This window comes from Paracoccus caeni (assembly GCF_016629665.1).
Classification (GTDB): Bacteria; Pseudomonadota; Alphaproteobacteria; order Rhodobacterales; family Rhodobacteraceae; genus Paracoccus; species Paracoccus caeni.
The window spans coordinates 55,863-82,358 of sequence record NZ_JAEPRQ010000004.1 but is presented as its reverse complement, the minus strand read 5'-3'; the positions used below and the strand labels follow the sequence as shown (position 1 = coordinate 82,358).

Annotated in this window: 23 protein-coding genes; 10 read left to right on the top strand and 13 right to left on the bottom strand. The window is 62.5% G+C overall.

The features are described 5' to 3' along the window. Positions 1–60 precede the first annotated feature (60 nt). From JJJ17_RS12500 to JJJ17_RS12465, 8 genes are all read left to right on the top strand, one after another. Positions 61–519, top strand: a complete 459-nt coding sequence (locus JJJ17_RS12500) for an Lrp/AsnC family transcriptional regulator (RefSeq protein WP_200686950.1) — start codon at positions 61–63, stop codon at positions 517–519. A gap of 73 nt (positions 520–592) precedes the next feature. Further along, positions 593–1,078 (top strand): hypothetical protein, encoded by a 486-nt coding sequence (locus JJJ17_RS12495; protein WP_200686948.1) that lies wholly within the window; start codon positions 593–595, stop codon positions 1,076–1,078. Positions 1,079–1,255: 177 nt separating this feature from the next. After that, positions 1,256–2,269: an ABC transporter substrate-binding protein gene (locus JJJ17_RS12490; protein ID WP_200686946.1), complete on the top strand. Its 1,014-nt coding sequence runs from the start codon at positions 1,256–1,258 to the stop codon at positions 2,267–2,269. A gap of 7 nt (positions 2,270–2,276) precedes the next feature. After that, positions 2,277–3,125: an ABC transporter ATP-binding protein gene (locus JJJ17_RS12485; RefSeq protein ID WP_200686944.1), complete on the top strand. Its 849-nt coding sequence runs from the start codon at positions 2,277–2,279 to the stop codon at positions 3,123–3,125. Next, positions 3,122–3,994 (top strand): ABC transporter permease, encoded by an 873-nt coding sequence (locus JJJ17_RS12480; protein WP_200686942.1) that lies wholly within the window; start codon positions 3,122–3,124, stop codon positions 3,992–3,994. Before JJJ17_RS12485 ends, JJJ17_RS12480 begins: the two co-directional genes overlap by 4 nt. A 26-nt stretch (positions 3,995–4,020) precedes the next feature. Then, entirely contained in the window at positions 4,021–5,124 is a 1,104-nt protein-coding gene (locus JJJ17_RS12475; RefSeq protein ID WP_200686939.1) for an LLM class flavin-dependent oxidoreductase, read from the top strand. Between the two features lie 164 nt (positions 5,125–5,288). Next, positions 5,289–6,275, top strand: a complete 987-nt coding sequence (locus tag JJJ17_RS12470) for an MsnO8 family LLM class oxidoreductase (RefSeq protein WP_200686937.1) — start codon at positions 5,289–5,291, stop codon at positions 6,273–6,275. Between the two features lie 15 nt (positions 6,276–6,290). Then, complete coding sequence (locus tag JJJ17_RS12465) at positions 6,291–7,628, top strand: LLM class flavin-dependent oxidoreductase (protein WP_200686935.1); 1,338 nt, start codon at positions 6,291–6,293, stop codon at positions 7,626–7,628. Positions 7,629–7,818: 190 nt separating this feature from the next. Here JJJ17_RS12465 and JJJ17_RS12460 read toward each other — a convergent pair whose 3' ends face one another. The 6 genes from JJJ17_RS12460 to JJJ17_RS12435 all read right to left on the bottom strand — a co-directional run bounded on the left by JJJ17_RS12460 (position 7,819) and on the right by JJJ17_RS12435 (position 14,499). Then, entirely contained in the window at positions 7,819–8,811 is a 993-nt protein-coding gene (locus JJJ17_RS12460; RefSeq protein WP_200686933.1) for an LLM class flavin-dependent oxidoreductase, read from the bottom strand. A gap of 1 nt (position 8,812) precedes the next feature. Beyond that, positions 8,813–9,757: an ABC transporter substrate-binding protein gene (locus tag JJJ17_RS12455; RefSeq protein ID WP_234464074.1), complete on the bottom strand. Its 945-nt coding sequence runs from the start codon at positions 9,755–9,757 to the stop codon at positions 8,813–8,815. A 65-nt stretch (positions 9,758–9,822) separates the two neighbouring features. Further along, on the bottom strand, positions 9,823–10,758 hold the full coding sequence (locus JJJ17_RS12450; RefSeq protein ID WP_200686931.1) for an ABC transporter substrate-binding protein: 936 nt from the start codon (positions 10,756–10,758) through the stop codon (positions 9,823–9,825). A 135-nt stretch (positions 10,759–10,893) separates the two neighbouring features. Then, on the bottom strand, positions 10,894–12,684 hold the full coding sequence (locus tag JJJ17_RS20725; RefSeq protein WP_200686929.1) for an amino acid ABC transporter permease/ATP-binding protein: 1,791 nt from the start codon (positions 12,682–12,684) through the stop codon (positions 10,894–10,896). Next, positions 12,681–13,310 carry a GNAT family N-acetyltransferase gene (locus JJJ17_RS12440; RefSeq protein WP_200686927.1) on the bottom strand — a complete coding sequence of 210 codons (630 nt, stop codon included), beginning with the start codon at positions 13,308–13,310 and terminating at the stop codon, positions 12,681–12,683. Before JJJ17_RS12440 ends, JJJ17_RS20725 begins: the two co-directional genes overlap by 4 nt. Beyond that, on the bottom strand, positions 13,303–14,499 hold the full coding sequence (locus tag JJJ17_RS12435; RefSeq protein WP_200686925.1) for a M20 aminoacylase family protein: 1,197 nt from the start codon (positions 14,497–14,499) through the stop codon (positions 13,303–13,305). Before JJJ17_RS12435 ends, JJJ17_RS12440 begins: the two co-directional genes overlap by 8 nt. An 842-nt stretch (positions 14,500–15,341) precedes the next feature. On the opposite strand from JJJ17_RS12435, the gene JJJ17_RS12430 reads away from it, so the two are divergent. Next, positions 15,342–16,340: an efflux RND transporter periplasmic adaptor subunit gene (locus tag JJJ17_RS12430; RefSeq protein ID WP_234464073.1), complete on the top strand. Its 999-nt coding sequence runs from the start codon at positions 15,342–15,344 to the stop codon at positions 16,338–16,340. Continuing rightward, a complete protein-coding gene (locus JJJ17_RS12425; protein WP_200686921.1) occupies positions 16,337–19,444 on the top strand; it encodes an efflux RND transporter permease subunit in 3,108 nt (1,035 codons plus the stop codon). Before JJJ17_RS12430 ends, JJJ17_RS12425 begins: the two co-directional genes overlap by 4 nt. A 202-nt stretch (positions 19,445–19,646) precedes the next feature. Here the strand turns inward: JJJ17_RS12425 and JJJ17_RS12420 are convergent, their stop codons facing one another. Genes JJJ17_RS12420 through JJJ17_RS12390 form a run of 7 tightly spaced genes read right to left on the bottom strand, consistent with a single transcriptional unit; the run spans position 19,647 to position 26,477 of the window. Beyond that, positions 19,647–20,282, bottom strand: coding sequence for a 2-dehydro-3-deoxy-6-phosphogalactonate aldolase (locus tag JJJ17_RS12420; protein WP_200686919.1), 636 nt, complete (start codon positions 20,280–20,282; stop codon positions 19,647–19,649). Then, a complete protein-coding gene (locus JJJ17_RS12415) occupies positions 20,282–21,169 on the bottom strand; it encodes a 2-dehydro-3-deoxygalactonokinase (RefSeq protein ID WP_200686917.1) in 888 nt (295 codons plus the stop codon). The genes JJJ17_RS12420 and JJJ17_RS12415 overlap by 1 nt, the downstream gene beginning before the upstream one ends. Beyond that, a complete protein-coding gene (locus JJJ17_RS12410) occupies positions 21,166–22,149 on the bottom strand; it encodes an aldose epimerase family protein (RefSeq protein WP_200686915.1) in 984 nt (327 codons plus the stop codon). The genes JJJ17_RS12415 and JJJ17_RS12410 overlap by 4 nt, the downstream gene beginning before the upstream one ends. Further along, positions 22,146–22,988 (bottom strand): SMP-30/gluconolactonase/LRE family protein, encoded by an 843-nt coding sequence (locus JJJ17_RS12405; RefSeq protein ID WP_200686913.1) that lies wholly within the window; start codon positions 22,986–22,988, stop codon positions 22,146–22,148. The genes JJJ17_RS12410 and JJJ17_RS12405 overlap by 4 nt, the downstream gene beginning before the upstream one ends. Next, positions 22,985–23,959: a galactofuranose ABC transporter, permease protein YjfF gene (yjfF, locus tag JJJ17_RS12400; RefSeq protein ID WP_200686911.1), complete on the bottom strand. Its 975-nt coding sequence runs from the start codon at positions 23,957–23,959 to the stop codon at positions 22,985–22,987. The genes JJJ17_RS12405 and yjfF overlap by 4 nt, the downstream gene beginning before the upstream one ends. Further along, a complete protein-coding gene (locus tag JJJ17_RS12395) occupies positions 23,959–24,975 on the bottom strand; it encodes an ABC transporter permease (protein ID WP_200686909.1) in 1,017 nt (338 codons plus the stop codon). Before JJJ17_RS12395 ends, yjfF begins: the two co-directional genes overlap by 1 nt. Continuing rightward, positions 24,975–26,477 (bottom strand): sugar ABC transporter ATP-binding protein, encoded by a 1,503-nt coding sequence (locus tag JJJ17_RS12390; protein ID WP_200686907.1) that lies wholly within the window; start codon positions 26,475–26,477, stop codon positions 24,975–24,977. The genes JJJ17_RS12395 and JJJ17_RS12390 overlap by 1 nt, the downstream gene beginning before the upstream one ends. Positions 26,478–26,496: the final 19 nt, after the last annotated feature.

The following is a 26,496-nucleotide window of genomic DNA, read 5'->3' as shown; positions in this document are numbered from 1 at the left end:
CAAATATCGGGCGGCGCTGATCGGATTTTTTCACTTTCCTGATTTTGGAGGGCCAGTTTTTTGCGCGACGCCGACCTGACGATTCTCAAGCTGCTGCAGGAAGACTGCTCGCTTTCACTTGAAGCAATCAGCGAGCGGGTGAATATGTCGATTGCAAGCTGTCATCGGCGCATAAAGGCGCTTGAGGCGCGCGGCGCCATCAAGGGTCGTCGCGCCATGCTTGATGCGGACAAACTTGGATTTCAGGTGACCGGCATTTTCCTGATCAAGCTGGGACAGGACACGTTCGACGTGGATCGGCGGCTGGCGAAGATTCTTGAACGCGATCCGGCGGTTGTGGCCAGCTATCTTGTCGCGGGGGAGTTTGATTTCGTCCTGATCGCGAAATTCCGGACGGCAGCGGACTATACCGACTACATCTACAGTTTTCTGGAAACCTATTCCGACATTCGCATTCAAAGTTATACGTCACAACTGGTCGTTCGGACATTGCGGGAAACGGCTTCATTACCACTCTAGGTCTTTATATCTCAGTAAACAGAGTGGTTTACATTGTATATATAGAAATATTTTTCGGTCAATAACGGCAAGCGTGGACTTTCCGGCCGTCCGCATCTTATGTAAATCATCCCATATGACGAACAGCACCCTCAGATTTTTCTTCGCCTATGGCGCAGGCGGATGTCTTTGGGCTGGCGATACTACGACGCGCGAGAAACTTGGCGTTGGTCCGGTTGATGCCAGTTTCCGTGATTTGCAAGGCCGCGAGATAGTTGGGCCAAAATTACTGATTTCCGTCCCGGCGCGCGATCTTCGCGATCAGATCGATTTCGAACATTCCGCCTATCTCAACCCGCTTTATCAACCCGATCCAAGCCTCTGGACACAGGCGTTATGCGAGTGTTTCAACGCAAAGGTGGATACGCTGATTGCGCTTTTGCGGCATGAGCTGGGCGCACGATACGATATCCTCGATCAGCAGCCGCGATACAGCGAAGACCCCCGCCTTGCCGCCTACCTGCTGCTGCACCCCGATCTGTCGCCCGTCAACACTGTTACTCCCCCCTTCGACCGATGATCTTTGGCAGGCGCGCAGGAACGATTCCATTGCCCCGCACCCGCTTCGTGAAAGCGATTTCTCTTTCCTGACCCCCCTTTGAAACAGGCTTTCAATTCGCCTTGCCAGCGACCTGTGCGCCTTGTCGGCTCCTGATTTTCATCCAGTATATTGGTAAAGATTTAGGAGAATCGTGGAATGAAGGGCAAGTTGCGTTCGGCCATTGGCCTGCTGGCATGGGCCAGCATGACCTCACTCGCCACCGCCGCCACGGCGGAAGAGGGCAAGTTGCGCGTCGCCGAGCAATTCGGCGTGGTCTATCTGCTGCTCAACGTCGCCAAGGATCAGCAACTGATCGAAAAGCACGGACGCGAGGCGGGAATCGACATCGACGTGGAATTCATCCGCCTGTCAGGCGGCGCGGCGGTGAACGATGCGCTTCTGTCGGGCAGCGTCGATATCGCCGGGGCCGGTGTCGGGCCGTTATTCACCATCTGGGACCGCACGCAGGGGGCGCAGAATGTGCGCGGCGTCGCGTCGCTGGGCAATTTTCCCTACTACCTCGTCTCGAACAATCCCGAGGTGAAAAGCATTGCCGACCTGTCCGACAAGGACCGGATCGCGGTTCCGGCGGTCGGTGTTTCGGTGCAGTCGCGGATCCTGCAATGGGCCTCGGCCGAGCTGTGGGGCGATGAGGAATTCGACCGGCTTGACGAAATCTCGGTCGCCCTGCCCCATCCGGAAGCTGCCGCCGCCATCATCTCGGGCGGGACCGAGATCACCGCGCATTTCGGCAACCCGCCGTTTCAGGAACAAGAGCTTGCCGGAAATCCCGATGCCCATGTGATCCTGAATTCGTTCGACGTGCAGGGCGGCCCGGCCTCGTCCACGGTGCTGTATGCGACCGAGGATTTCTATGAAAACAGCCCGCAGACCTATCAGGCCTTCCTTGCCGCGCTGGATGAGGCGGCGCAGTTCGTGACCGAAAACCCGGAAGAGGCCGCCGATATCTACCTGCGCGTGACCGGCGGCAATACAGACCGCGATCTGCTGCTGGAGGTGCTGACCAGCGATGCCGTGACCTTCAAGGTCGAGCCCGAGAATACGCTGGGCCTTGGCAAGTTCCTGCACCGCGTCGGCGCGATCCGCACCGAGCCTGCGACGCTGTCGGATTACTTCTTCGACGATCCGCGCGTCTCGCAGGGAAGCTGAGGCAACGATGGTCCTGCTCTCCGGCGTCAACGCAGCATCCGCCACGGCAGCCACGCCCGACCCGCTTTTACGGGTCAAGGGCGTGACGCTGGAATATGCCACGCGCGAACGGGTGGTGCGCGCGGCGCACCGGATCAATCTGGATGTCCATGCGGGCGACCGCTTCGTCCTTCTGGGCCCGTCGGGCTGTGGAAAATCGACGCTGTTGAAGGCCATTGCCGGTTTCATCCGCCCGACCGAGGGGCAGATCCTGCTGGATGACAGGCCGGTCACCGGGCCGGGCGCGGATCGCATCGTGGTGTTTCAGGAATTCGACCAACTGCCGCCGTGGAAGACGGTTCTGGGCAATGTCATGTTCCCCCTGCTGGCCTCGCGCCGTCTGCCGCGTGCCGAGGCGAAAGAGCGGGCACGGGACAGCATCGCCAAGGTCGGCCTTTCGGGCTTCGAGGATTCCTTTCCGCATCAGCTTTCCGGCGGCATGAAACAGCGCGTGGCGATTGCCCGCGCATTGGCGATGAAGCCGCGGATCCTGCTGATGGACGAACCCTTCGCCGCGCTGGACGCCCTGACCCGCCGCAAGATGCAAGAGGAACTGCTGCAGCTTTGGGACGAGGTCCGCTTTACCCTGATCTTCGTCACCCATTCGATCGAAGAGGCGCTGGTCGTCGGCAACCGCACCGCGCTGCTATCCCCCCGCCCCGGCCGCGTCCGGGCCGAGATCAACTGCCACGCATGGGATCTGCACAGCCTTGGCGGGCGGGATTTTCAGGCAGCGGCCAGCCGCATCCACAACCTGCTGTTCGACACTCCCGACCCAGAGGACGCGCAGGACAACCGCGCCGTGGCCGCCGAATGACCGCCAGCCTGACCCCGCCCATCCGCGCCGAATATGAACGCGATCTGCCCGAATTCATCGACGCGCCGGTCGAGCGCGATATCCCGCTTGCCGCGCGGCTGTGGTCGCAGGACTGGCTGCGCCGTCTGGTCATCGTCGCGGCGATTGCGCTGATCTGGGAACTGGCCGCGCGCTGGCAGGCCAGTCCGCTGATGCTGCCGACCTTCTTGCAAACCGCCCGCGCTTTCGTGTCGGGCATCGCCGACGGCGTGCTGCTGGACCGGGCGTGGATTTCCATCACCGTGCTACTCAAGGGCTATCTGGCCGGGATCGTGCTGGCTTTCCTGCTGACCTCGCTGGCGGTCTCGACCCAGTTCGGGCGAGATCTTCTGTCCACGCTCACCTCGATGTTCAACCCGCTGCCCGCCATCGCGCTGTTGCCGCTGGCGCTGTTGTGGTTCGGGCTTGGTCAGGCCAGCCTGATCTTTGTGCTGGTCCATTCGGTGCTGTGGCCGCTGGCGCTGAACATCTTCGCCGGGTTTCAGGCCGTACCCGAGACCTTGCGCATGGCCGGGCGCAACTATGGCCTGACCGGCTGGCGCTTCGTGGCGCAGATTCTGGTTCCGGCGGCGTTGCCCTCGATCGTCTCGGGGCTGAAGATCGCATGGGCCTTTGCCTGGCGCACGCTGATCGCGGCGGAGCTGGTCTTCGGGGCATCCTCGGGGCGTGGGGGACTGGGCTGGTACATCTTCCAAAGCCGGAACGAGCTTTACACCGATCAGGTTTTCGCCGGGCTGGCCATGGTGATCATCATCGGCCTTCTGGTCGAGAACGTGGTCTTCGCCACGGTCGAGCGCGCCACAATCCTTCGTTGGGGTCAGCAACGCTGACGACACCGCAGAAAGGCAGACGAGATATGACGAACCATCCTGATTTCCTTTGGTATATCCCGAACCATGCCGAAGGCGGTCATCGCGGCGACATCGCCAGCGACGACCATAACAGCCTTGAAAACCTGACCCGTCAGGCGAAGGCGATCGAGGATAACGGCTGGTCCGGTGCGCTGATCGGCACCGGCTGGGGCAGGCCCGACTGTTTCACCGTCGGCGCCGCGCTGGCGGCGCGGACCGAGCGGTTCAACCCGCTGATCGCCATCCGCCCCGGCTATTGGACCCCGGCACATTTCGCCTCGGCCGCCGCCACGCTGGATCAGCTTTCCGGCGGGCGTGTCAGGATCAACATCGTTTCCGGCAAGGACGATCTGGCCGCCTATGGCGATCACGAGGGCGATCAGGCGCATCGCTATGGCCGCACCCGAGAATTCATGCGGCTGATCCGCAGGCTGTGGACACAAACCGAGGTGCGCTTCGACGGCGACCATTACCGCGTCATCGGCTCGACCGCGCAGCCCCGCATCACGGCGCGCGGCACCCGCAAACACCCGCCGCTCTATTTCGGCGGCGCGTCCGACGCAGCCGAGCAAGTGTCGGCGACCGAGGCGGATGTGCAGCTTTTCTGGGGCGAACCGCTGGCCGGCATCGCCGAGCGCATCGCCCGGCTGAAGGCGCTTTCTCGCGATCTGGACCGCGACCTGCCGCCGCTGGAATTTGGCCTGCGCATCACCACCCTGATCCGCGACACCAGCGAACAGGCATGGCGCGATGCCGAGGCCAAAGTCGCGCGCATGGCCGAAAGCGAAGGGGCCCACTGGCACGATCACCGGCAATTCGTGGCCACAGGTCAACGGCGGCTGCTGGACCTTCAGGAACAGGGCGAGGTGCTGGACGACAATCTTTACACCGCCCCCGGAAAATTCGGCGCGGGCGGCGCGGCGACGACCTGGCTGGTGGGATCAGCAGAAGAGGTGGCGGCCTCGCTGCGGAATTATCAGAAGCTGGGGATCACCCGCTTCATCCTCTCCGACACCCCCTATCTGACTGAGATCAAGCGTCAGGGTCAGACCCTGTTGCCGCTGCTGCTGCCCGCCAACGTCACCGCGCCGCAACCCCGCTTCGCCTGAGTCGCGGCGGCGGCTGCATCGCAGGCCGCGCTTTCCCCGGCGCGGTCTGAAACAGAAGTTTTTCCCCCTGCTTGCCCCAACTTCGCCAGCTTCCATTCATTTACTAAAACACGACAATTCTTATAGTTATTTTAAGGAGAAAGCTGCCAGAAAAGGAGCGGCGAATGACCTATCAACTTGGTCTTCTTGATAAATCCCATATCCCCGAAGGCGCGACCGGGGCCGAGGCGCTGACGACGACCCTGGACGCGGCGCGGCTGGCCGACGATCTGGGCTATCACCGCTTCTGGGTCGCCGAACATCACGGCACCCCCAGCCTTGCCAGCGCCGCGCCCGAGATTCTGGTCTCGCATATTCTTGCCCGAACCCGGCATATCCGCGTCGGCAGCGGCGGCGTGCTGTTGCAACATTACGCGCCCTACAAGGTGGCCGAGCTGTTCTCGGTCCTCGCCACGCTGGCACCGGGCCGGGTCGAGCTTGGCGTGGGCAAGTCGCCGGGCGGGCTGCCCTATGCGACGCGGGCGATCCAGTCGGAACTGGCGGAAGGATCGGCCCGCGATCTGGTGCGGAAGCTTGAGGAACTCGACGCATGGCTTGCCGGACCCTATCGCGACGCCGACATCTTCCCGCGCCCGGCGGTGCTGCCCGACCGCTTCCTTCTGGGCGGCAGCGTGGATAGCGCGGTGCAGGCGGCGCGGCTGGGCTGGAACTTCGTTCATGCGGGCCATCAAGATGGCGACCGTGCGAATACGCTGGCCGCTCTTGATGCCTATGAGACACTGACCGGCAAGCGTCCGACCCTTGCCATCGCCGCCTTTGCCGCGCCCAGCCGGGCCGAGGCGCAGGACCGGCTGGGCGAATTGCGCGTCGTGCGTCCGGTCTTTTCCGATGGCCACGCCGTCAATCTTGGCTCCGAGGATGCGGCGCATGAATATGCCCGCCAATATGACGGCAGCGAGGATTACCGGATCGAGATCCGCAAGCCCACCGCCATCGCCGGCACCGCCGAGGATGTGCATCAGCAGATCGAGGCGCTTCAGGCCGATCTGCGCGTCAACGACTTCATCATCGACCAGCCTGTCGCAGATCGTTCGGCGCGGCTGAAATCCATCGAACTGCTTGCCCTTGGGGCGCGTCGGGCTGCGGCCTGACCGGAAAGGATCGACATGACTGCGAAACCCATCTCATTCGGCATCATGCTGCACGGCGCGGGCGGCCACATGAATTCGTGGAAACATCCGGGCGGGCCTGCCGATGCCAGCGTCAATCTGGATTTCTACATCTCGCAGGCGCGGAAGGCGGAACAGGCGGGTGTGGCCTTTGCCTTCGTGGCCGACGGGCTTTACATCAACGAAAAGTCGATCCCGCATTTCCTGAACAGGTTCGAGCCGCTGACGATCCTGTCGGCGCTGGCCGTGGCGACCGACAAGATCGGGCTGGCCGGGACCATCTCGACCTCCTACTCCGATCCGTTCACCGTCGCGCGTCAGTTGGCCTCGCTGGACCTGATCTCAGGCGGGCGGGCGGGCTGGAATGTGGTTACCACGCCGCTGGAAGGGTCCGCGCTGAACTATTCGCGCGACCACCCGGACCATGCCTTGCGATATGAAATCGCTGACGAATATCTGCAGGTGACACAAGGGTTGTGGGACAGTTGGGACGACGATGCGGTGATCCGCGACCGCGAGACCGGCCAATTCTTCGACCCTGCCAAGCTGCACGCGCTGAACCATAAGGGCCGCTTCTTTGAGGTGGCCGGGCCGCTGAACTCACCACGCTCGAAACAGGGGCAGCCGGTGATCTTTCAGGCGGGGTCTTCGGATGCCGGGATCGGGCTGGCGGGCAAATATGCGGATGCGGTCTTCACCCATTCCCCCTCGCTCGAGGAAACCCGCGCCTTTACCAACCGCGTCAAGGATGCTGCCGTCGCCCATTGTCGCCGCCGCGACGATGTGAAGATTTTCCCCGGCATCAGCCCGATCGTCGCCGAGACCCGCGAAGAGGCCGAGGCGAAATATGACCGCATCCGCAACCTTTTGAGCATCGAGGAAGCGCTGGCCTATCTGGGCCGCTATTTCGACCACCACGATTTCTCGCAATACGATCTGGACGCGCCCTTCCCCGATCTGGGCGAGATCGGGCGGAACAGCTTCCGTTCGACCACCGACCGGATCAAGGCCGATGCCGCCGCCGGGAACCTGTCCTTGCGCGAGGTTGCCCTTGCCGCGGCGACGCCCCGCCCTAATTTCATCGGAACTGGGGCGGAAGTGGCCGAAAGGCTGATCGAATGGATCGATGCAGGCGCGTCGGACGGGTTCATTCTGGGCTTTGCGGTCTCGGCCGAGGGGCTGGAAGATTTCATCCGTCTGGTCATCCCCGAGCTTGAGGCGCGCGGAAGATATAGCCGCGATCTGCCGGGCGAGACCTTGCGCGATCATCTGGGCCTGCCGAGGAAGGAAAGCCGATACGCGCAGGCTGCGGGGATTGTGGCCAAGGCGGGGTAAATATCAGAGCAGAGGGCAGTGCCCGTCCGCCGGATGGGCACTGCGACAGTCGTTCTGAATGCTTTATCGTGCCACCCCGTCAAACATAACTGTGGCGCGGAACGGTGACAAAGTGCCCAGCCGGTGGGGCGGCTGGACACTGCCCGGCGGTGCCTTTCAGGCACCTTGATTCCGGGCGGGCGCTTCACATTCAGCCGCACTGGCGAAGCTTTTCAAAAACCCCGCTGAAATCCCGCAAGATCTGCTGGTAGTCCTCCAGCTCGAACTCATAGGGCAATTCCAGCCGCAGATGATCGACCAGCGGCAGCACAGGATCATCGGCCAAAGCCGCCACGATCTCATCCGTGGTCCCGACGATATCCGGCAGGAACATCATCTTCCTAGGCCCGTTAGGCTGCAATGTCCGCGCCTGTCTCGCCTCCGCAAAGCACGCATATTTCTCGCGCTGCACATCCGTCGCGCTATCGGTCGGCAGAAGCACCCGGCCCAGTCCGACCGACGCAGCACCCTGCCCCGCATAGCTTGCGCGATATGTCGCGATCAGCCGCGCCTGCGTTTCAAGGAAATTCACGCTCCCCTCGGACGTGATCACGTTCCCGGTCAGCATGTTCCAGCCATTCCGCCCCGTCCACTCTGCCGATGCCGAAGAGCCCGCCCCATACCACAGCCGCCCGGTCAGCCCGACCGCATGCGGATGCAGCCGCGGGATCTGATCGCCCGCCGCATTCCCGGCCTCGGCCTCGCCCGATAACGGCTCGCTCTGCAAGGCCCGCGCCAGCTTCTCGGCCACGGCATAGCGACCCTCACCCTTGGGCCATTCGGGCAGATACCCCTGCAACAGATGCGCGAAAGGCGCTGGCCCGGCACTGACGCCGACATTCAGCCGCCCGCGCGACAACACATCGACCGTCGCCAGATCCTCGGCCAGACGGAACGGGTTTTCATAGCCAAGCTGGATCACCGCGCTGCCAAGTCCGATCCGGCGCGTCCGCTGTGTCGCCGCCGCCAGAAAGGTCGCAGCCGAAGACACGCCCCGTTCCAGATGCCGCTGCCGGACCCATGCGGAATCGAAGCCCAAATCCTCGGCCAGCTCGAACAGTTGCAGCGTTGCTTCCAAACCCGGAAACGGATCCTCCCCGGCGAAATTGCCGGGGATCAGGATGGCGAAATGCGAAATACCCATCTCAGAACTTCGGCAGGCCCGGCGGGTTGACCAGAGACTCGTCCAGCGCCTCATCCTGCACATGCCAGCGTTGCAGCGTGCGTCCATAGACGCCATCGGCGATCAGCCCGTTGATGGCGATGGCGACCGGCTGGGCCAGACCGGAATCCTTGCGAAAGGTCGCGGCCACGTCCGAACGTTCGGGCCAACCTGCGGACAATGTGCCGACCTTGCGGAAATCGCCGTCGCGTTCGGCGATGAAGACCAGTTGCGCATGAGGCTGCACCATCACATCCACCCGCCCCGAGCGTAGCGCCAGCAATTTCGTCCCCTCGTCGTCGTAGTAAATCAACTCCGCCGGCTCCAACCCGGCCTCGACATTGAGGTCGTTCCACTTGTTCAGAATCCGCTCTTGATTGGTGCCGATGCCGACGACGATCTTCAGACCGGCGATATCCTTCGGCTCGGCGATCGACTGGACCGGGCTGTCCTGATGCACGAAAAATCCGTGTAGGCCCTGCCGATAAGTGGCGAAGTCGAACTTCTCCTTGCGCTCCTCGGTCACGCCGACATTCGACAGCACCGCATCGATCTTGCCCGATTGCAGCGCCAGCGGCCAATCGGCCCAAGCGACCGGGACGATCTCAAGCTCCAGCCCCAGACTTTCGGCGATCAGAATGGCGATATCGGGATCAGCGCCAACGATGGTCTGGGTGTCGGTGGCATAGGCGTTCAAAGGCGGCGAGGACGGGTTCGCGCCGACAGTCAGCTTGCCGGGGGTGACGAAGGGGAAATCCTTGGGCAGCGCCTCGATGGCCTGCGGGTTCGGGCCGACATGCTCGCGCCCCGGCTGTTCGGGGCTCAGATCGAAGGGGCCGTCCTGCGCAAGGCCGGGCGCAACCGATATCAGCGAGGCCGTCAAAGCCACGGCGATGCGGCGGATGATGCTGTTCATGAGCATGTTCATGGGGGCTGTTCCTGTCGTGCGTGTCGAAAAGCCCGGCCCGCGATGATGCGGACCGGGCGCGTGGCTTACTTACTCGCAAGGCCCGGCGGGTTGGTCTGCGACTGTGACAAGGCCTCATCCGTCAGACCCCACTGCGCCAGCACCTTGGCGTAATTGCCATTCTCGATCTGCGCATTCAGCGCGGCGGTGATCGCCTCGGCCAGACCGGCATCCTTGCGGGTCGCAACAGCGATTTCAGCGGTATCGGGGAAGCCACCCGGCAGCGTTCCGACAACGCGGATCTTGCCGTCCTTTGCCGCCTTGAACGCCGATGTCGCGTTCGGCCCCAGATAGAAATCGATCCGCCCCGATTCCAGCGCCAGATCCTGCACCACCTCATCGTCGAAATAGGAAACCTGCGTATCCGCAAGCCCCTCGGCCTTGTTCTCTTCGATCCAGCGCAACAGGATCTCTTCCTGATTGGTCCCGGACGAGACCGCACCATTCAGCCCGGCGATGTCCTCGCGCTTGGTGATGGCGGTGATGTCGCTGTCAGTGGCTACGTAGAAGCCCAGCAGGTCGTTGCGGTAGCTGGAGAAATCGAATTTCTCCTTGCGTTCTTCGGTGACGGTGATGTTGTGGATCGCAGCCTCGTATTTGCCCGAGGTCACGCCCAGCGGCCAATCGGCCCAGGCGACCGGGACCAGTTCAAGCTCCAGCCCAAGGGAATCGGCGATCAGTTGGGCGATGTCGGGCTCGTTGCCGACAGGGGTCTTGGTATCCGTCGCATAGACCGCGAAGGGCAGCCGGTTCGGGACCGAGGCGATGGTCAGCTTGCCCGGCGTGACCCATGGGTAATCTGCGGGCAGCAGATCGATGGCCGCCTGCACCGGCTCGGCGCGGACGCGGTTCGGCTGTTCGGGGCTCAGATCGATCTCGTCGGCGGCCTGCGCGCCAAGCGGCAACAACGCGCCAAGCGCAGCGGCCAGAAACAGGCTGTGGGTTCGGGTGATGAAGGACATGATGGAGGCTTTCTGTTGACGGCATGAGGAAGACCGCTGCCCGAAAGATCACGGCAGAAGGCAAGGCGGTCGGTGGAGGAAAAATCAGTCAGGACGCGCGCGTCAGGGAGAGGAGGAACCCGCGCGCCCTGACATTTACAGAACCTTCGCGATGAAATCGGCAGTCCGTCGGTGCTGCGGGTCGTTCAAGACCTGCTCCGGGCTGCCGGTCTCGACGACGCGGCCCTGTTCCATGAAGACGATACGATCGGCGACCTCGCGGGCGAAGCCGATCTCGTGGGTGACGATGATCAGCGTGATGCCGGATTGCGCCAGTTCCTTGATCACATCCAGCACCTCGCCGACCAGTTCGGGGTCAAGCGCCGATGTCGGCTCGTCGAACAGCAGCACTTTGGGTTTCAGCGCCAGCGTGCGGGCAATCGCCACGCGCTGCTGTTGCCCGCCCGACAATTGCCGGGGATAGGCATACGCCTTGTCGGCCAGACCGACCCGCGCCAACAGATCCAGCGCCAGCCGCTCGGCATCGCCGCGCGACAGGCCGCGCACCTTGATCGGCGCCTCGGTGATATTCTGCAGCACGGTCAGATGCGGGAACAGATTGAAGTTCTGGAACACCATTCCGACATCGGTGCGCCGTTCCAGCACCTCACGCTCTTTCAGCTCGTAAAGCGTGTCCCCTTCGCGGCGATAGCCGATCAACTCGCGGTCGATGGCGATATAGCCCCGGTCCACCCGCTCAAGATGGTTGATCGAGCGGAGCAGGGTCGATTTGCCCGACCCCGACGGCCCGATGATCGCCGTGACCGAGCCCGAGGGGATCACCAGATCCACATCTTCCAGCACGACCAGATCGCCATAAGCCTTGGTCACGCCGCGAATTTCGACCGTACCGCCGCCCGGCAGGCTGTTGGCCCAGTCAGAGCCATGGCTGCGGGCGCGGATCACCGGCGCAGGCGTCTCAGCCGCGACAGAGACGGGCCGGGCGGGCGAATAAAGGCTGACCAGCCCAAGCCGAGCGAAGAAGACGCGGAAGGCATTCGGGGGCAGCGTGCGCAGGGCGCCGCGGGCGTAATGCCGTTCGATATGATACTGAATGATCGACAAGACCGAGAGGATGATCAGATACCAGACCGTCGCGACCATCAGCAGCGGGATCACCTCGAGGTTCCGGCGATAGATGATCTGCACGGTATAGAACAACTCGGGCAGGGCCAGCACATAGACCATCGATGTGCCCTTGGCCAAACCGATGATCTCGTTGAAAGCCGTCGGCACGATCGACCGCATCGCCTGCGGCAGCACGATCCGTCGCGCCTGATGGCCTTTCGGCAGACCGAGCGCCGCTGCCGCCTCGTGCTGGCCCTGATCGACCGACAGGATACCACCCCGGATCACCTCGGCCGAGAAGGCACCAAGGTTCAGCGTCAGCCCCAGAACCGCCGCCAGAAACGGCGTCATCAGTTGTGTGGTATTGTAGCTGAAGAAGCTGATCTCGGTGAAGGGCACGCCCAGCGAGACGGTCTGATAAAGATAGCCCAGATTGTTCAGAATCAGTAGCAACACGATCAGCGGGATCGACCGAAACAGCCAGATGAACCCCCATGCCAGCGCGGCCAGCAGCGGCGAAGACGACACCCGCGCCAGCGCCAGCACCGTGCCGAGGGTAAAACCGAAGAACGCACCAAGCGCGGTCAACAACAGGGTGCGGCCAAGGCCGGTCAGGACCGGCTCGGACAGGAACCATTCGGCGAAGACCGGCCAGCCCCACCGGGGATTGCCCAGCACCGAATACAGGATCGCGATCAACAGGACGGCGGCAAAGGCGGTGCCGATGGTCCGCGCCCGATGCCTGACGGGGATGACCCGAAGCTCGCCCAGATCGCGGCGTGGCGGGACGGCCCCCGTATGAATATCGGTTGCGCTCATGATGCCGCTCCTGCCCTGATCTCGCCGCTTTGCCGGGCGACCTGTTCATTCTTGGCAACCTTCGCGGCAACTGCGGCCTTGGCCGCCGCCTCGAAATTTTCCGCCGGTTGTTTCAGCGGCGTGCTGCCCGGTCTCCCCGCCAGCGCGCCGATATGCTTTTCAAAAGGTAGTGTCGCATAAAGCTCGGGCGGCAGATCGGGATCAAACAGCGGGCGATAGCCGAGGCCCAGATAAAGCCCCTTCGCCTCGGGCTGGCGGAAGCCGGTGGTCAGATAGACGCGGGTATAGCCAAGCGCTACCGCCTGCGCCTCAAGCTCGGTCACGATCCGCTGCGCCAACCCCTGTCGCCGCAGATCGGCGCGCGTCCAGATGCGTTTGAATTCGGCGGTATCGTCGTCATAGCGCATGAAGGCCCCGCCACCGATGGTCTCACCATCGCGGATCAGCAGCAGGAACGTCCCGTTCGGCGCGGCGAAATAGTCGGGCGGATAACGAAACACCTCTTCCCGCGCGCCGCCGGTGCTGAACAGCGTGCCGTAACGCTGATCGTATTCGCGGATCAGATCCTCGACCAGTGGCGCGGCCCGCGGGTCCAGAGGAGAGGTCACGACGAAATGGTCACTCATGGGTGTCTCCGTTCAGAAAACGCTCGGCCAAGGACGCCCAAAGGGTCGCGGCAGGGGCGATGATGTCGTCGTTGAAGCGGTATTCCGGGCTGTGCAGCGGGGCGCTGTCGCCATTGCCGACAAAGATGAAGCTGCCGGGCCGATGGTGCAGATAGTAGGCGAAATCCTCGGACGCGGTGCGCGGCGCGAAATCGGCGATCACGGCGTCGGTGCCAAGGCTGTCCTCGGCAATCTGTCGGATCAGCCGGGTTTCGGCGCTGGAATTGACGACACTTGGAAAGCCGTGATGCAGATCGACACGAACCTCGGCCCCGAAGCTTTTCGCGACCTGATCGAACAGCGCCGGGATGCGCTTTTTCAGCAGCTCGCGCACTTCAGGGGCATAGCTGCGCAAGGTCAGTTGCAGATCAACCTCACCCGGAATGACATTCGACGCCTGCCCGCCATGGATCGAGCCGACGGTGACCACCGCCATCTGCAACGGATCGACATTGCGCGAGACCACCGATTGCAGCGCGGTGATGGCATGGGCCGATGCCACGACCGGATCGACCGCCAGATGCGGCTCGGCCCCGTGCCCGCCCTTGCCGACAAAGCGCGCGCCGATCTTGTCCACGGCGGCCATGGCCGGACCTTCGACAAAGCCTAACCGCCCCGCCTCGACCCCCGGCCAGTTGTGTAGCCCGAAAATCGCATCGACGGGGAAGCGGTCGAAGAGCCCCGCCTCGATCAACGCGCGGGCCCCTGCCCCGATTTCCTCGGCGGGCTGAAAGATCAGCCGCAGCGTCCCTTGGAAATTCCGGCTTCGTGCCAGATAGCGCGCGGCGGCCAGCAGGATCACCGTATGCCCGTCATGCCCACAAGCATGCATGACGCCGGGAACCGCGCTGGCATAGGAAAGCCCGGTGGCTTCGGCAATCGGCAGCGCGTCGATATCCGCGCGCAGACCAAGCACCGGCCCCGGCCCGTTCTCCAGCGTCGCGATCACCCCGGTCCGGGTCAGTTGCGCGACGCGATAACCCCAGCCTTGCAGCAGGTCGATAATCTTCGCCGTCGTCGCCCGTTCGGCAAAAGCCAGTTCGGGCTTGCGGTGCAGTTCATGCCGCAGCGAGACGAAATCGGCGATGCTTTCGGCAATGGCGGTCGATACGCCCGATCCGTCGGGTGGCGGTCTGACAGCGATGTTCATGGGGTCTCCTGGGTCTTCGACAGCGTGTCAGATGGCCGTGCGATCACGGCGCGGCGGTCAGTTCCGGCTTGTCATGACAACACATTTTCACGCGACCACCTTCGGCTATTGAAAGCTCGGATCTTCGTCGTTGGAGCCTGATCCGCTTTAATCTCTACCATATCACTGTAGATTTAATCGTAAATGAAACAGCCCGTTCTTTTGCAGCGCAGCAACGCATGTAAAATTTCATGCAGGCATGGGTTGAGAAGAACGATTGCATCAGAGGGCCGTCGCGAAATCTTCTTATCTATATGAAATTTATAGATAATCATATTTTCGTTGCGACTACTGTCGAATCGGCCTGCCACACCACCCTTTGGCGACGGCATCCTCAAGCTGGACACCGTCGCAAGGGCGATGTGACCAGCGGCCGCGGGACAGAACAACCACCGCTCCGTCGGCTCGCCGCGTTAAGGACGGGCAAGATGGGTCAATTCTCAATGGAAATCATGCTCCGAACCGCTGATGATCGGCAAAAGCGTATCCCGATCAGCTGAGCTGGAAGGATAAAGTAGTCAGTAAACGACACTTTAGGATCTTTTTTATGTCATATAGTGACATTAGTTAATGTTCGAGACTATACACATCATCTAACCATCACAGGACAGTGGTCGATGTCGAATTTTGATCAAGGCGAAAAGCCTGAAACCGGGGCCGCCAAAGCTGGGACGACGCGGCGGCGTCGCTGGTTGATCTGGCTGATCGTTCCCGGGGTTGTGATCATAGCGGTGTCCCTGTTTCTGCCATCGCCACCAGAAAGCGATGAAGCTCCTGCACCCGCTGCGCCAACAGAAGTGGTCATGCAGTTGCTTCCGTCAGAGCTTCATGAGGTTCGCCGGGCTGCGTTGCGCGATACGGTCCAGCTTACCGGCTCACTCGTTCCGGGCCGAGAACTGACCATTGCGGCCGAAGTATCCGGGCGGATCGAAGATGTCAGCCTGCGCGAGGGCCAGGCGGTCAAGGCGGGTGAAGGGTTGGTGACGATTGATGTGGAAGCATTGCGAAACCAGCTTGAGCAACAGCAATCCACCGCGCAGGCGACGCTGGCGCAGCTTGATCTAGCGCGCGCGCAGTTGCGGCGGACCACGGATCTGGTCGGGCGCGGCGTCACCAGTTCGTCTTCGCTTGAGACAGAGGCCGCCAATGTCGCGCAGTTAGAGGCGAATTATGCGGCCCTGATGAAGCAGGTGGCATCGGCCGAAGACGATCTGTCGAAGGCCAGGATCACCGCGCCATTCGATGGCGTGATCAGCAAAAGGTCGGTCAATGCCGGAGCCTTCGCAAGCCCCGGAACCGAGCTTCTGCAATTGGTGGATATTTCAGAGCTGATCCTGGAAGGCGGCATCCCGGTGAATTACGCCCCGCGCCTGCGGGTCGGGCAACAGGTCTCGATCCGGGTGGACGGCATTCCGGGTCGCAGGTTTGAGGGCACGATCAACCGCGTCGCGCCTGTTGCAGTTGCCGGAACGCGGGTGTTGCCGGTCTATGCGACGATTGCCAATACCAACGATCTGCTGAAAGGCGGCATGTTCGCGGCGGGCGAGCTGGTGCTTGAAGAAACGCAGGACGGGATCGGCATCCCGACCACGGCCATTCGTGAGGATGGCGACAAAACCTACGTTCTGCGCGTCGAGGATGACCGGGTCGTCAGGCAAGAGGTCGAGATTGCGCGGACCTGGAATCGTGGGCGAACCTCGGAAATCGCGTCGGGCCTTGACGCAGGCGACATTATTGTCTCGCAAGCAATGGAACGGTTGCAAGACGGGACGCGCGTGAACCGGATCGGGGCAGCACAATGATCCTGACCCGCATCGCCGTTCGTCAGCCCGTCTTTGCGACGATGATGATGATTGCCATCGTCGTCATCGGTCTGTTCTCTTATTCCCGGCTGGCCATCGACGAACTGCCGGATGTCGATTTTCCGGTCGTGGCCGTGGTCACCTCCTATCCCGGCGCCACGCCCGAGGCGGTCGAGAACGATATCATCAAGCCCATAGAAGACAGTGTCGCGACCCTTGCCGGGATCGACAGCATCACCTCGACCGCACAATCCGGTGCCTCGATGGTGCTGATCATGTTCGAGCTAGAGGTGGACAGCGCCACCGCCGCGCAGGATGTCCGCGACCGTATCTCGCAGATCCAAGGCACCTTGCCCGACAATGCCGATGATCCGCGCATCCTGCGGTTTGACCCGACGGGCATGCCTATTCTGTCCATCGGGCTGTCGTCGGACCGGCTGGGCACAGCCACGCTGACCAAGCTGGCCGAGGATGAGCTATCGACCCGGATCGCCAACATTCCCGGCGTGGGTGAAGCATCCGTGGTCGGTGGTTTGCCGAACGAAGTGCAGATCCTGCTGGACCCGGACCGGCAAACCGCGCTTGGCATCGGCGCGGCGGACATCACCTCGATCCTGCGCAACGAAAACACCGATCTGCCCGCAGGTGATGTGACCGAAGGCACCAGCACCAAATCGGTTCAGGTCGAGGGTCGCATCCCCGACCTTCAGGGGTTCGAAGATATCATCGTTGGCCAGCGCGGCGGATTTCCAGTGCGGCTTGGCGATCTGGCCTTCGTCGGCACCGATCTTGCCGAGCGTGAAAGCCTTGCGATGATCGATGGCCGTCCCGCGATCACCATTGACGTGCTGAAGACCCAAGGCGCCAATACGGTCGGCGTGGCGAAAGCCGTCCGCGCCGATATCGAGAAGATGCGCGCCGATCCGTTCTATGACGGCATCAATATCTCGGTCATCCGCGACAACTCGACCTCGGTGGAAGAAAGCTTCTCCGCCGTTCAGAGCATGTTGATCGAGGGCGCCATTCTGGCGACCGTCATCGTCTTTCTGTTTCTGAACTCGTGGCGCTCGACCGTGATCACCGGGCTTACGCTGCCGATCTCGATCATCGGAACGATGGCCGCGATCTATTTCATGGGCTTCACGCTGAACATGATGACGATGATGGCGCTGTCGCTTTCCATCGGCATCCTGATCGACGATGCCATCGTCGTCCGCGAAAACATCATGCGGCATCTGCATATGGGCAAAAGCCACGAACAGGCGGCTTTGGACGGCACCAACGAAATCGGGCTGGCGGTGCTGGCTACAACGCTGTCAATCGTCGCGGTGTTTTTGCCGGTGGCCTTCATGGACGGCATCATCGGCCGCTTCTTCCTGCAATTCGGGGTGACGGTTTCGGTCGCCGTGCTGATCTCGATGTTCGTGTCGTTCACCCTGGACCCAATGATGTCGGCGGTCTGGTATGATCCGGCCTCGGACCTGAACGCCAAGCGCGGCCCGATCGGTCGCGCGGTCATGGCTTTTGATCGCTGGTTCGAGCGACTGATCCGGTCATACCGCCGTCTGCTGGAATGGGCGCTTAGCTGGCGCAAGGCGACCCTTGCGATTGCGACGGCGGCCTTTGTGGGCGGGCTGATGCTGTTTCCGCTGGTCGGCGCGGAATTTGCGCCTGCGTCGGACAATTCCGAAGTTCAGGTGGAAATCGAGCTTCCCATTGGCACCTCGATGGCACGGACAGAGACGAAGATCGGGCAGGTCGATACGATCCTGCGGCGGTTCCCGGAAGTGATCGGGACTTACGCCACGGTCGGTTCCGGCGCGACCAGCGGCAAGAATCAGGCAACGATCACGGCACGGCTGACGCCCCCCGCGGAACGTCATCGCAGCCCGACCGAGCTTAGCGGCCCGATCCGGGTCGCGCTGGAGGAAATTCCGGGCGCAAAGTTTCGCGTCGGTGCGGGGGATTCCTTCGGCAGCGGTGTGGCAACGCCGGTCGAGCTGAAGATGCGCGGCAGCGATCTGGACACGCTGAAACGGCTGTCTGCCACTTTGGCCGATGAACTGTCGAAGGTTCCGGGACTTGTGGATATTCGCACATCTCTGGATGATCCCCAACCGATGCTGGGCGTGCGCGTCAATCGCGAAGCGGCATCCGATCTGGGCGTCCGCCTGACACAGGTCGGCAGCGCCCTGTCCCCGATGATCGCGGGCGAGGATGTCTCGGAATGGACCGCCCCGGACGGCAGCAACTATGATGTCGTCGTGCGCTTGCCGCAGGATCTGCGCGATGACGCAGCAAAGCTTGCCAGCTTGCCGATAGTCGGTTTGCCGGATGGCGGTGGCGTGGTGCGGCTTGATCAGATTGCGACGGTCGAACAATCCGAAAGTGCCGGTGAGATCACCCGCGAGGATCGCCAGCGGTCGGTCAGCATCACCGCCGGGCTGGACGGGGCCGATATCCGCAGCGCGCAATCGGGCCTCCAGGCAGCGATGGCAGCGGTCGAATTGCCGCCGGGCTACAGCTACTCGATGGGCGGCGATGCTGAAAGCATTATCGAGTCCGGTATCTCGGCCTTGGTCGCGCTGGCATTGGCGATTGTCTTCATCTATCTGGTTCTGGCCTCACAGTTCGGCAGCTTCCTGCAGCCGCTTGCGATCATGTCTTCGCTGCCGCTTGCGCTTGTCGGGGTGATGTTGGGGCTGATGATCGGCGGATCGACCCTGAACATGTTCTCGGCCATCGGGTTTATCATGCTGATGGGTTTGGTGGTGAAGAACGCGATCCTTCTGGTCGATAACGCCAACCATCAACGCGCCGCAGGCATGGACCTGCGCCAAGCGCTGCTGGAAGCTGGCGTGACCCGCTTCAGGCCGATTGTCATGACCACATTGGCGATGATTTTCGGCATGGTGCCGCTGGCTATCAACATGCACGGCGGCACGTCGCAAAACGCACCCATGGCCCACGCGGTGATCGGCGGGCTTATCTCATCCTCGCTGCTGACGTTGATCGTGGTGCCGGTCTTGCTGACCTATGTGGAAGGGTTCCTGAACCTGATCCGGCCATATCTGCCCAAGGCGCCTGATGACGCACATGCGTAAGCCGGAACGATTCTGACACCTATGAGGGCCAGCGCGTCGGCGCTGGCCCTGACACAGTCCCGCAGCTATCAGCGTTGCTAAATCCGGAACGGTGGGTAGTGAGGAAGAGCCACTTTCTGATGCCGAATAAGGGCTCATTCCCGGCATCTTGTGGATCACGTTGCTGCCAACGTCCATGATTGCAAACAGGCTACAAAAACATTCACCCGGCGCCAGCTGACCTAAAATTTTTATAGGCTTCGATCAGGATAGCCGCCTTATCAGCGGTATCCTTGAAGTCCTGCCCCGCGCTATAAAGCGAACCCCCAAGACCGAACCCGTTCGCGCCTGCCTGCAGATAGGCGGCCATGGTCTGCGCATTGATGCCGCCAACCGGCAGCAATCTTGCATCTTTGGGCAGCACGCTGCGCATTGCCTTGACCGCAACAGGTGGGATCATCTCGGCGGGGAACAATTTCAGCGCCGACGCACCGGCATCCAGCGCCGCGAAAGCCTCGGACATGGTGCCGATGCCGGGCAGGTAGATGAGGTTCAATCGGCGCGCCTCGGCGGCGACGGCGGGCGAGAAATTCGGGGCCACGATCAGCCGCCCGCCCGCCTCGGCCACCAAGCGGACGTCTTCCGCAGTAAGAACCGTTCCCGCACCGACAAGCGCTTGCGGCAGGTTTGCCGAAAGGGTTGCGATACTGTCCAACGGCTCAGGCGAGTTCAGCGGCACCTCCAGCAGCGTGAAGCCCGCGTCGGTCAGCGCCTTGCCGTGATCCAGCGCCTCGTCCGGGCGCAGTCCGCGCAGGATCGCGACCAGCGGACAGGCGGCAAAGGCAGCTTCGAAATCCATCAGACGATCCCCGCTTGTTGTGCAATCTTCCACAGCCCCTGCCGCGCCATTCCCGGCGCGGCAATCTTCGCGGCTATCCCCCGGGCGTTCAGCGCGATCCGATACCGCTCGGCCAGATCGCCCCGACCGATGATGGTGACCGGGCCTGTCGCCATCCCGGCAACCTCATCCCCGATCAGCAGCCCCGACAGGTAGTCCGCAATCTCATTCGCGGGCAACCGCTCTTGCAAGGCCAGCGACCGGGCCGAAAACACCCGCGCCAGCAACGGGCCTTCCTGCCCGCCCGTTTCCACGCCGCGCAGGAAGGCAGCGGCGCTTCCCTCACCCGGCTCGATCAGCCGCCCGAGGATCGACTGATCGCGCATCAGCGCAAACATCTCGCCGGTCATGACCGTGCGAAAGCGGATCAGCAGCCCGCCCTCGATCACCGCCCATTTGCTATGCGTGCCGGGCAGCACGAACCGGCCTTCGCTCTCATCGTCCACGGCCAGTTGCCCGATGATTTCGGTTTCCTCGCCACGCATCACATCGGGCGTCGGTCCGTCAGGATCACAGATCGCGCCACAAGCGAAATATATCCGCCCAACCGCGCTTTCATGCGTAACCAGCGCGCCTGCAAGTGCCTCGGCATCCAACGGCAAGGGCAGATAGGGCGTCTCGACCCAACCATTGCGGCTGGTGATCATCCCCGAGGCGATGATCGGCAAACCCTGCCCCAGCCAGTCCGGTATGGCACGTTTCAGCGCACCTTCGAACCCGCCCGGCTCGGCACTTGCGGCAAGGATACCCGGCCCCTCGGTGACGCTGTCTGTCACCTCGCCGCCACGATCCATCCGCCATGCCCGAAACGAGCTTGTGCCCCAATCGATGGCGATCAACCCGGTCATGCGCGTTGGAACCGATATGCGGCGTGGTGCCGATAGGTCTGGCCGGGCCGCAGGATCACATCGGGAAAATCCGGCCGGTTCGGTGAATCGGGCCAGAATTGCGTCTCCATCGCCAAGCCGGCATGCGGGCCATAAACCCGGCCATCAAGTCCCGGCAGCCCGGCGAAATGTCTGCCGTCATAGATCTGCAGGCCCGGCATGTTGGTCTCAACAGTCATTGCAAGGCCCGATCTTCCGGTCAACCGCGCGACCGGGCGGGGCGGCAAAACGCTGTCGGCAAGACAGAAGTTGTGATCGTAACCCGACCTGCCAATCTCGCGGTCTTCACGGAAATCGAACAAAGTGCCTTCGACCAGACCTGTTCCGGGCAGCGGCAACAGGTCATCGTTCAGCGGCAGATAGCGATCCGCGGCGATCATCAGGTGGTGGTCCAGAACATCGTCGCTGCCATCGAGGTTAAAATAGCCATGCGGCGCCAGATTGCAGGGGGTGGCGGCGTCCGTTACCGCCTCCATCTCTGTCACCAAAGCCTGATCCTGCAGCGAAATGGTGGCGCGGATCGTCAGCCTGCCGGGGAAACCCATATGTCCGTCGGGCGAGACATGGGACAGGGTGACACGGTCCGGCGCGTGATCCTCGATCTGCCAGACCTGTTGGCCGACGCCCTCGACCCCGCCATGCAGGGTGTGGCGGCCAAGGCAGTTCTTGTCGGTGTGATAGGTCGTGCCATCCAGAGTAAAGCTGGCGCCGTTGATCCGGTTGGCGCAGCGCCCGACAATCGCGCCCATTGATCGGGTCGTCGTCATATAGGCGGCCGGATTGGGCGATCCCAGAACCAGAGGATGATCGACGCCCTCAAGCCGCAGATCCTGCACGATCGCGCCCAGCGTCAGAACCCGTGCGGTCAGCCCGTCTGCCTGAAGCGAGATCGCATGCAAATCGCGCCCGTCGGGCAAGGGGGGAAGTGCGGTTACAGTCATAGAATCACCCTTGGTTCGGCAAGCCCACGCAGATCGTGGCGCAGAAGATAGGTCAGGCCCTGATACGGATCAGGATCGCTGATGCCTTGTGTGGCCGTCGTCACCAGCATCTCTCCGCTCGCGCCAAAGGCCGGGCAGGAGGAATGCGCGCCGCCGACATCAAAGCGATGTGTCTGCCGACCCTCGGGATCAAAGCGCAGCACCGCGCCCTCTCCCCAGATTGCACAGCAGAAACCGCCATCGGCATCGATCACCGCGCCGTCCGGATTCAAACCTTGCGGCGCAAGGTCGAGATAAAGCTCGGGCTCACCCACAGGCCAGCCATCCGCGTCCAGCGCCTGCCGCCAGACTTTGCCGATGGCCGTATCGGCGAAATGCACCGTGCGCCCGTCAGGCGAAAAGCAGATCGCATTGGTGATGCTGATCCCGTCATGCAGCTTGCGCAACTCGCCCCGATACCAACGCCAGATAGCGCCCGCCCCGGTCTGGGCCAGCTTGCCCATCGTGCCCAGCCAGAACCCGCCCTGCCGATCTGCCCGCCCGTCATTCGAGCGGGTCGTGGGATTGTCGGCCTCGATCTCGACCAGATCGGTCAGCGCGCCGCTGGTCAGGTCCAGCACCGACAGCCCCGTCTCGGTCCCGATCAGCAGGCGGTCGCGGTCGATCCATCCGGCGGCAGAGGCGATGCGGTCGAAGCCCCATTCCAGCGGTCCCGAGGCATCGCGCGATAAAAGCTTGCGGCCGATGATGTCGAACCAGAAGAATTGCTGCCGTTCGGGATGCCACAATGGCCCCTCGCCCAGCGTGCAGGGCCTGTCGTCATAGATTTCAGCTTTCATCCCCGGCCTCCTGCCAGTCGGTCCTGTGACAGTTTCAGCAACCCTTTCTGTAACAGGATAAACGCCAGCAGAAGCACCCCGATCACAATCTTGGTCCACCAGCTCGACAGGCTTCCATCAAAGACAATGTAGGTCTGGATCAGCCCCATCGTCAGCACGCCGATGAAGGTGCCGAACATATAGCCCGCGCCGCCAGTCAACAGCGTGCCGCCAATCACCACGGCGGCAATCGCGGTCAGCTCTGCCCCGACCGTCGCCAGCGAATAGCCCGAGCCGGTATAGATGGTGAAAACAATCCCCGACAATCCGGCCATCAGCCCGGAGAAGGCATAGACCAGCACCGTCGTCCTGCCCTGTCGGACCCCCATCAACCGCGCCGTCGCCTCGCCTCCGCCAAGGGCGTAGACGCTGGTGCCGAAGCGGGTCTTATGGGCGATGATCATGCCGATGATGAAGGTTAGGACCATCAGCACGCCGATCAGCGTCAGCCTGCCTTTGCCGGGCATCAGCCAATAGGCGCCCTGCACCGACTGAAAGAACGGATGCGAGATCGGCACGGAATCGATCGACAGCATATAGGCCGCGCCGCGGGCCAGAAACATGCCCGCAAGCGTGACGATAAAGGCAGGCATCGCCAGCCGGTCGATCAGAAACCCCATCGAGGCGCCGAAGGCGGTGGTCAGCACCAGCAGCATCGCGAAGACCGCCAGCGGATGCAGCGAGGTATCGCGCAGGATCACCGCGATGAATACGCCCGAAAACGCGATCACCGATCCGACCGACAGATCGATGCCGCCCGACAGGATCACCATGGTCATGCCGACGGCCACGATGCCCAGATAGGCATTGTCGGTCAGCAGATTGCCGATGACGCGGGTGGACAGCATCGTCGGAAACTGCGTCCAGCAGATCACATAGGCCAGCAGGAAGATGGCAATGGTGACGTAAAGCGGCAAGGCGCGGGTATTCATCACGCATCTCCTTTCAGCGCGGCTTCGCGTGAGGCGCGCTGGCTGTCACGCCACAGCCGCCACTCCGCCGCGATCCGGGGCGATTGCAGGATCAGGATGATCAGAACCAGCGCCGCCTTGATGATGAGATTATATTCCGAAGGGAAACCCGCCAGCCGGATACCGATGGTGATGGTCTGGATGATCAACGCCCCGATGACCGAGGCGGCGATGGAAAACCGACCGCCCAGCAGCGAATTGCCCCCGATGACCACGGCAAGGATGGCGTCAAGCTCCAACCACAGCCCGGCATTATTGGCGTCGGCCCCGCGAATATCGGCAGTAACGATCAGCCCGGCCAAGGCCGCGCAGACGCCCGAGGCGACATAGACCGCGATCAGCAGCACCGTCGCATTGACCCCGGCCAAGGCGCTGGAGCGGCGGTTGATCCCGGTCGCCTCGATCAGCATGCCAAGCGCGGTGCGGCGCAGGACCAGCGTTGCCGCAACGGCAGTGACGATCCAGATCCATGCCGGAAACGGCAGGCCCAGCAGATTGCCCGACCCGATCCAGCCAAAGCCCGGATGGGTGAAGGTCAGAATGCGGCCCTCGGTAATCAACTGCGCGATGCCGCGCCCCATTGTCATCAGGATCAACGTGGCAACAAAGGGCTGGATGCCGACAATGGCAACAAGAACGCCGTTCCAAAGCCCGGCAAAAGCCCCCGCCGCAAGCGCCAGCAGCAGCGCCACCGGCAAACCCCAGCCAGCGGTGATGGCGGCAGCGGCGACCGCGCCGCAGATCGCCATGATCGTGCCCACCGACAGATCGATGCCCCGCGTCGCGATCACCAGCGTCATGCCGGTTGCCAGCAGCGCCACCGGGGCCGCGCGTTTCAGCACATCGATCAGCGGGCCGACCAGACGACCATCATTGACGGTGATGGTCAGGAAGGCCGGATAAACCACCGTCACCAGCGCAATCAGCGCGGCCAGCGCGATTAGTTGCGGGGCGATGCGTTTCAGCAGTTCGGCCATCACGCGACCTCCTGTTTCGGGCCGGTCGCGGCAATGGCTTTGACGATGTTTTCGGGGGCGATCTGGCTGCCGGTCAGCTCTGCCACATGGCGGCGGTCGCGCAGCACGATCACCCGATCCGAGACGGCGATCAGCTCATCGATCTCGGACGAGATGACCAGCAGCGACATGCCTTGCTGGGTCAGTTCCTGTATCAGCCGGACGATTTCGGCATGGGCGCCGACATCGATGCCGCGCGTCGGTTCGTCAAGGATCAGAAAGCGCGGGTTCATCGCCAGCCAACGGGCCAGCACCACCTTTTGCTGATTACCACCGGACAATTCGCCGATGCGTTTTTCGCGACCCGTGGTGCGGATATCCAGCCGCTTGATATAGTCGTCGGCCAGCCGGTTCTGTTCGGCACGCGGGATCGGCCGTGCCCAGCCGCGACGGGCTTGCAGGCCAAGGATGATGTTTTCACGGATGGTCAGATCGGCGACGATGCCATCGGTCTTGCGATCCTCGGGGGCAAGGCCGAAGCCTGCCGCAATCGCCGCACGAGGGGCGGTCAGGTTTAGCGGGCCGCTTTGATCGCTGGCGCTGCCGGATTGGGCGGTCCTGACCCCGAACAGCAGTTCCGCCGTTTCGGTCCGCCCCGAGCCAAGCAGCCCGGCAAGGCCAACAACCTCGCCCTGACCCACATCCATGTCGAAGGCTTCGACCGCACCGCGCCGCGACATGCCCTGAAAGCGCAGCATCGGCGGGCGCGGTCCGCGATCCGTGGCGGTCTGGTTGGTCGCGGCTTCCAGTTCACGGCCCAGCATGTGACCGATCAGCCGTTCCCGGTCGAGGCTGCGCGTCTCTTCTGTCACCACCTTGCGACCATTGCGCAGGACGGTCACCCGATCGGTCAGATCAAAGACCTGATCCAGAAAATGCGACACGAAAACGATGCCAAGGCCACGGTCGCGCAGGCCGCGCACCACGTCGAAAACCATCCGCACCTCGGCGGCATCAAGGCTGGCGGTCGGTTCGTCAAGAATCAGCACCTTGCCCGACAGCGCTACCGCGCGGGCAATGGCGATGATCTGCTGGATGGCGACGGGATAGCTGCCAAGATCGCGATCCACATCCAGATCCAGCCCGTATTGGTTCAGCATCGCCCGTGCCTCGGCCCGCATGGCGCGGGTGTTCACAAGGCCGAAACGTCTCGGCTCGCGCCCGAACATTAGGTTCTGGGCGACGGTCAGATTGGGCAGCAGGTTCACTTCCTGATAGACGGTGCCGATGCCCTGATCCTGCGCCTCGACGGTCGAGCGCGGATCGATTTCGGTCCCGTTCAGAACCATCCTGCCGCCACCGCGGCGATAGGCCCCGGTCAGGCATTTGATCAGCGTCGATTTGCCCGCACCATTTTCGCCCAGAAGCGCGTGAACCTCGCCCGCTTGCAGGTCAAAATGCACATCGTCCAGCGCACGGGTGCCGGGAAAAACCTTGGTCAGCGAGCTGATGGAAAGCAGCATGACACCACCCCTGAAAAGA

Excerpts from the sequence above, each read along its gene's own strand:
- JJJ17_RS12490 (WP_200686946.1), top strand. The coding sequence starts at position 1,256 with ATGAAGGGCAAGTTGCGTTCGGCCATTGGCCTGCTGGCATGGGCCAGC.
- JJJ17_RS12485 (WP_200686944.1), top strand. The coding sequence starts at position 2,277 with ATGGTCCTGCTCTCCGGCGTCAACGCAGCATCCGCCACGGCAGCCACG.
- JJJ17_RS12480 (WP_200686942.1), top strand. The coding sequence starts at position 3,122 with ATGACCGCCAGCCTGACCCCGCCCATCCGCGCCGAATATGAACGCGAT.
- JJJ17_RS12475 (WP_200686939.1), top strand. The coding sequence starts at position 4,021 with ATGACGAACCATCCTGATTTCCTTTGGTATATCCCGAACCATGCCGAA.
- JJJ17_RS12470 (WP_200686937.1), top strand. The coding sequence starts at position 5,289 with ATGACCTATCAACTTGGTCTTCTTGATAAATCCCATATCCCCGAAGGC.
- JJJ17_RS12465 (WP_200686935.1), top strand. The coding sequence starts at position 6,291 with ATGACTGCGAAACCCATCTCATTCGGCATCATGCTGCACGGCGCGGGC.
- JJJ17_RS12460 (WP_200686933.1), bottom strand. The coding sequence starts at position 8,811 with ATGGGTATTTCGCATTTCGCCATCCTGATCCCCGGCAATTTCGCCGGG.
- JJJ17_RS12455 (WP_234464074.1), bottom strand. The coding sequence starts at position 9,757 with ATGAACATGCTCATGAACAGCATCATCCGCCGCATCGCCGTGGCTTTG.
- JJJ17_RS12450 (WP_200686931.1), bottom strand. The coding sequence starts at position 10,758 with ATGTCCTTCATCACCCGAACCCACAGCCTGTTTCTGGCCGCTGCGCTT.
- JJJ17_RS20725 (WP_200686929.1), bottom strand. The coding sequence starts at position 12,684 with ATGAGCGCAACCGATATTCATACGGGGGCCGTCCCGCCACGCCGCGAT.
- JJJ17_RS12440 (WP_200686927.1), bottom strand. The coding sequence starts at position 13,310 with ATGAGTGACCATTTCGTCGTGACCTCTCCTCTGGACCCGCGGGCCGCG.
- JJJ17_RS12435 (WP_200686925.1), bottom strand. The coding sequence starts at position 14,499 with ATGAACATCGCTGTCAGACCGCCACCCGACGGATCGGGCGTATCGACC.
- JJJ17_RS12430 (WP_234464073.1), top strand. The coding sequence starts at position 15,342 with ATGCAGTTGCTTCCGTCAGAGCTTCATGAGGTTCGCCGGGCTGCGTTG.
- JJJ17_RS12425 (WP_200686921.1), top strand. The coding sequence starts at position 16,337 with ATGATCCTGACCCGCATCGCCGTTCGTCAGCCCGTCTTTGCGACGATG.
- JJJ17_RS12420 (WP_200686919.1), bottom strand. The coding sequence starts at position 20,282 with ATGGATTTCGAAGCTGCCTTTGCCGCCTGTCCGCTGGTCGCGATCCTG.
- JJJ17_RS12415 (WP_200686917.1), bottom strand. The coding sequence starts at position 21,169 with ATGACCGGGTTGATCGCCATCGATTGGGGCACAAGCTCGTTTCGGGCA.
- JJJ17_RS12410 (WP_200686915.1), bottom strand. The coding sequence starts at position 22,149 with ATGACTGTAACCGCACTTCCCCCCTTGCCCGACGGGCGCGATTTGCAT.
- JJJ17_RS12405 (WP_200686913.1), bottom strand. The coding sequence starts at position 22,988 with ATGAAAGCTGAAATCTATGACGACAGGCCCTGCACGCTGGGCGAGGGG.
- yjfF (WP_200686911.1), bottom strand. The coding sequence starts at position 23,959 with ATGAATACCCGCGCCTTGCCGCTTTACGTCACCATTGCCATCTTCCTG.
- JJJ17_RS12395 (WP_200686909.1), bottom strand. The coding sequence starts at position 24,975 with ATGGCCGAACTGCTGAAACGCATCGCCCCGCAACTAATCGCGCTGGCC.
- JJJ17_RS12390 (WP_200686907.1), bottom strand. The coding sequence starts at position 26,477 with ATGCTGCTTTCCATCAGCTCGCTGACCAAGGTTTTTCCCGGCACCCGT.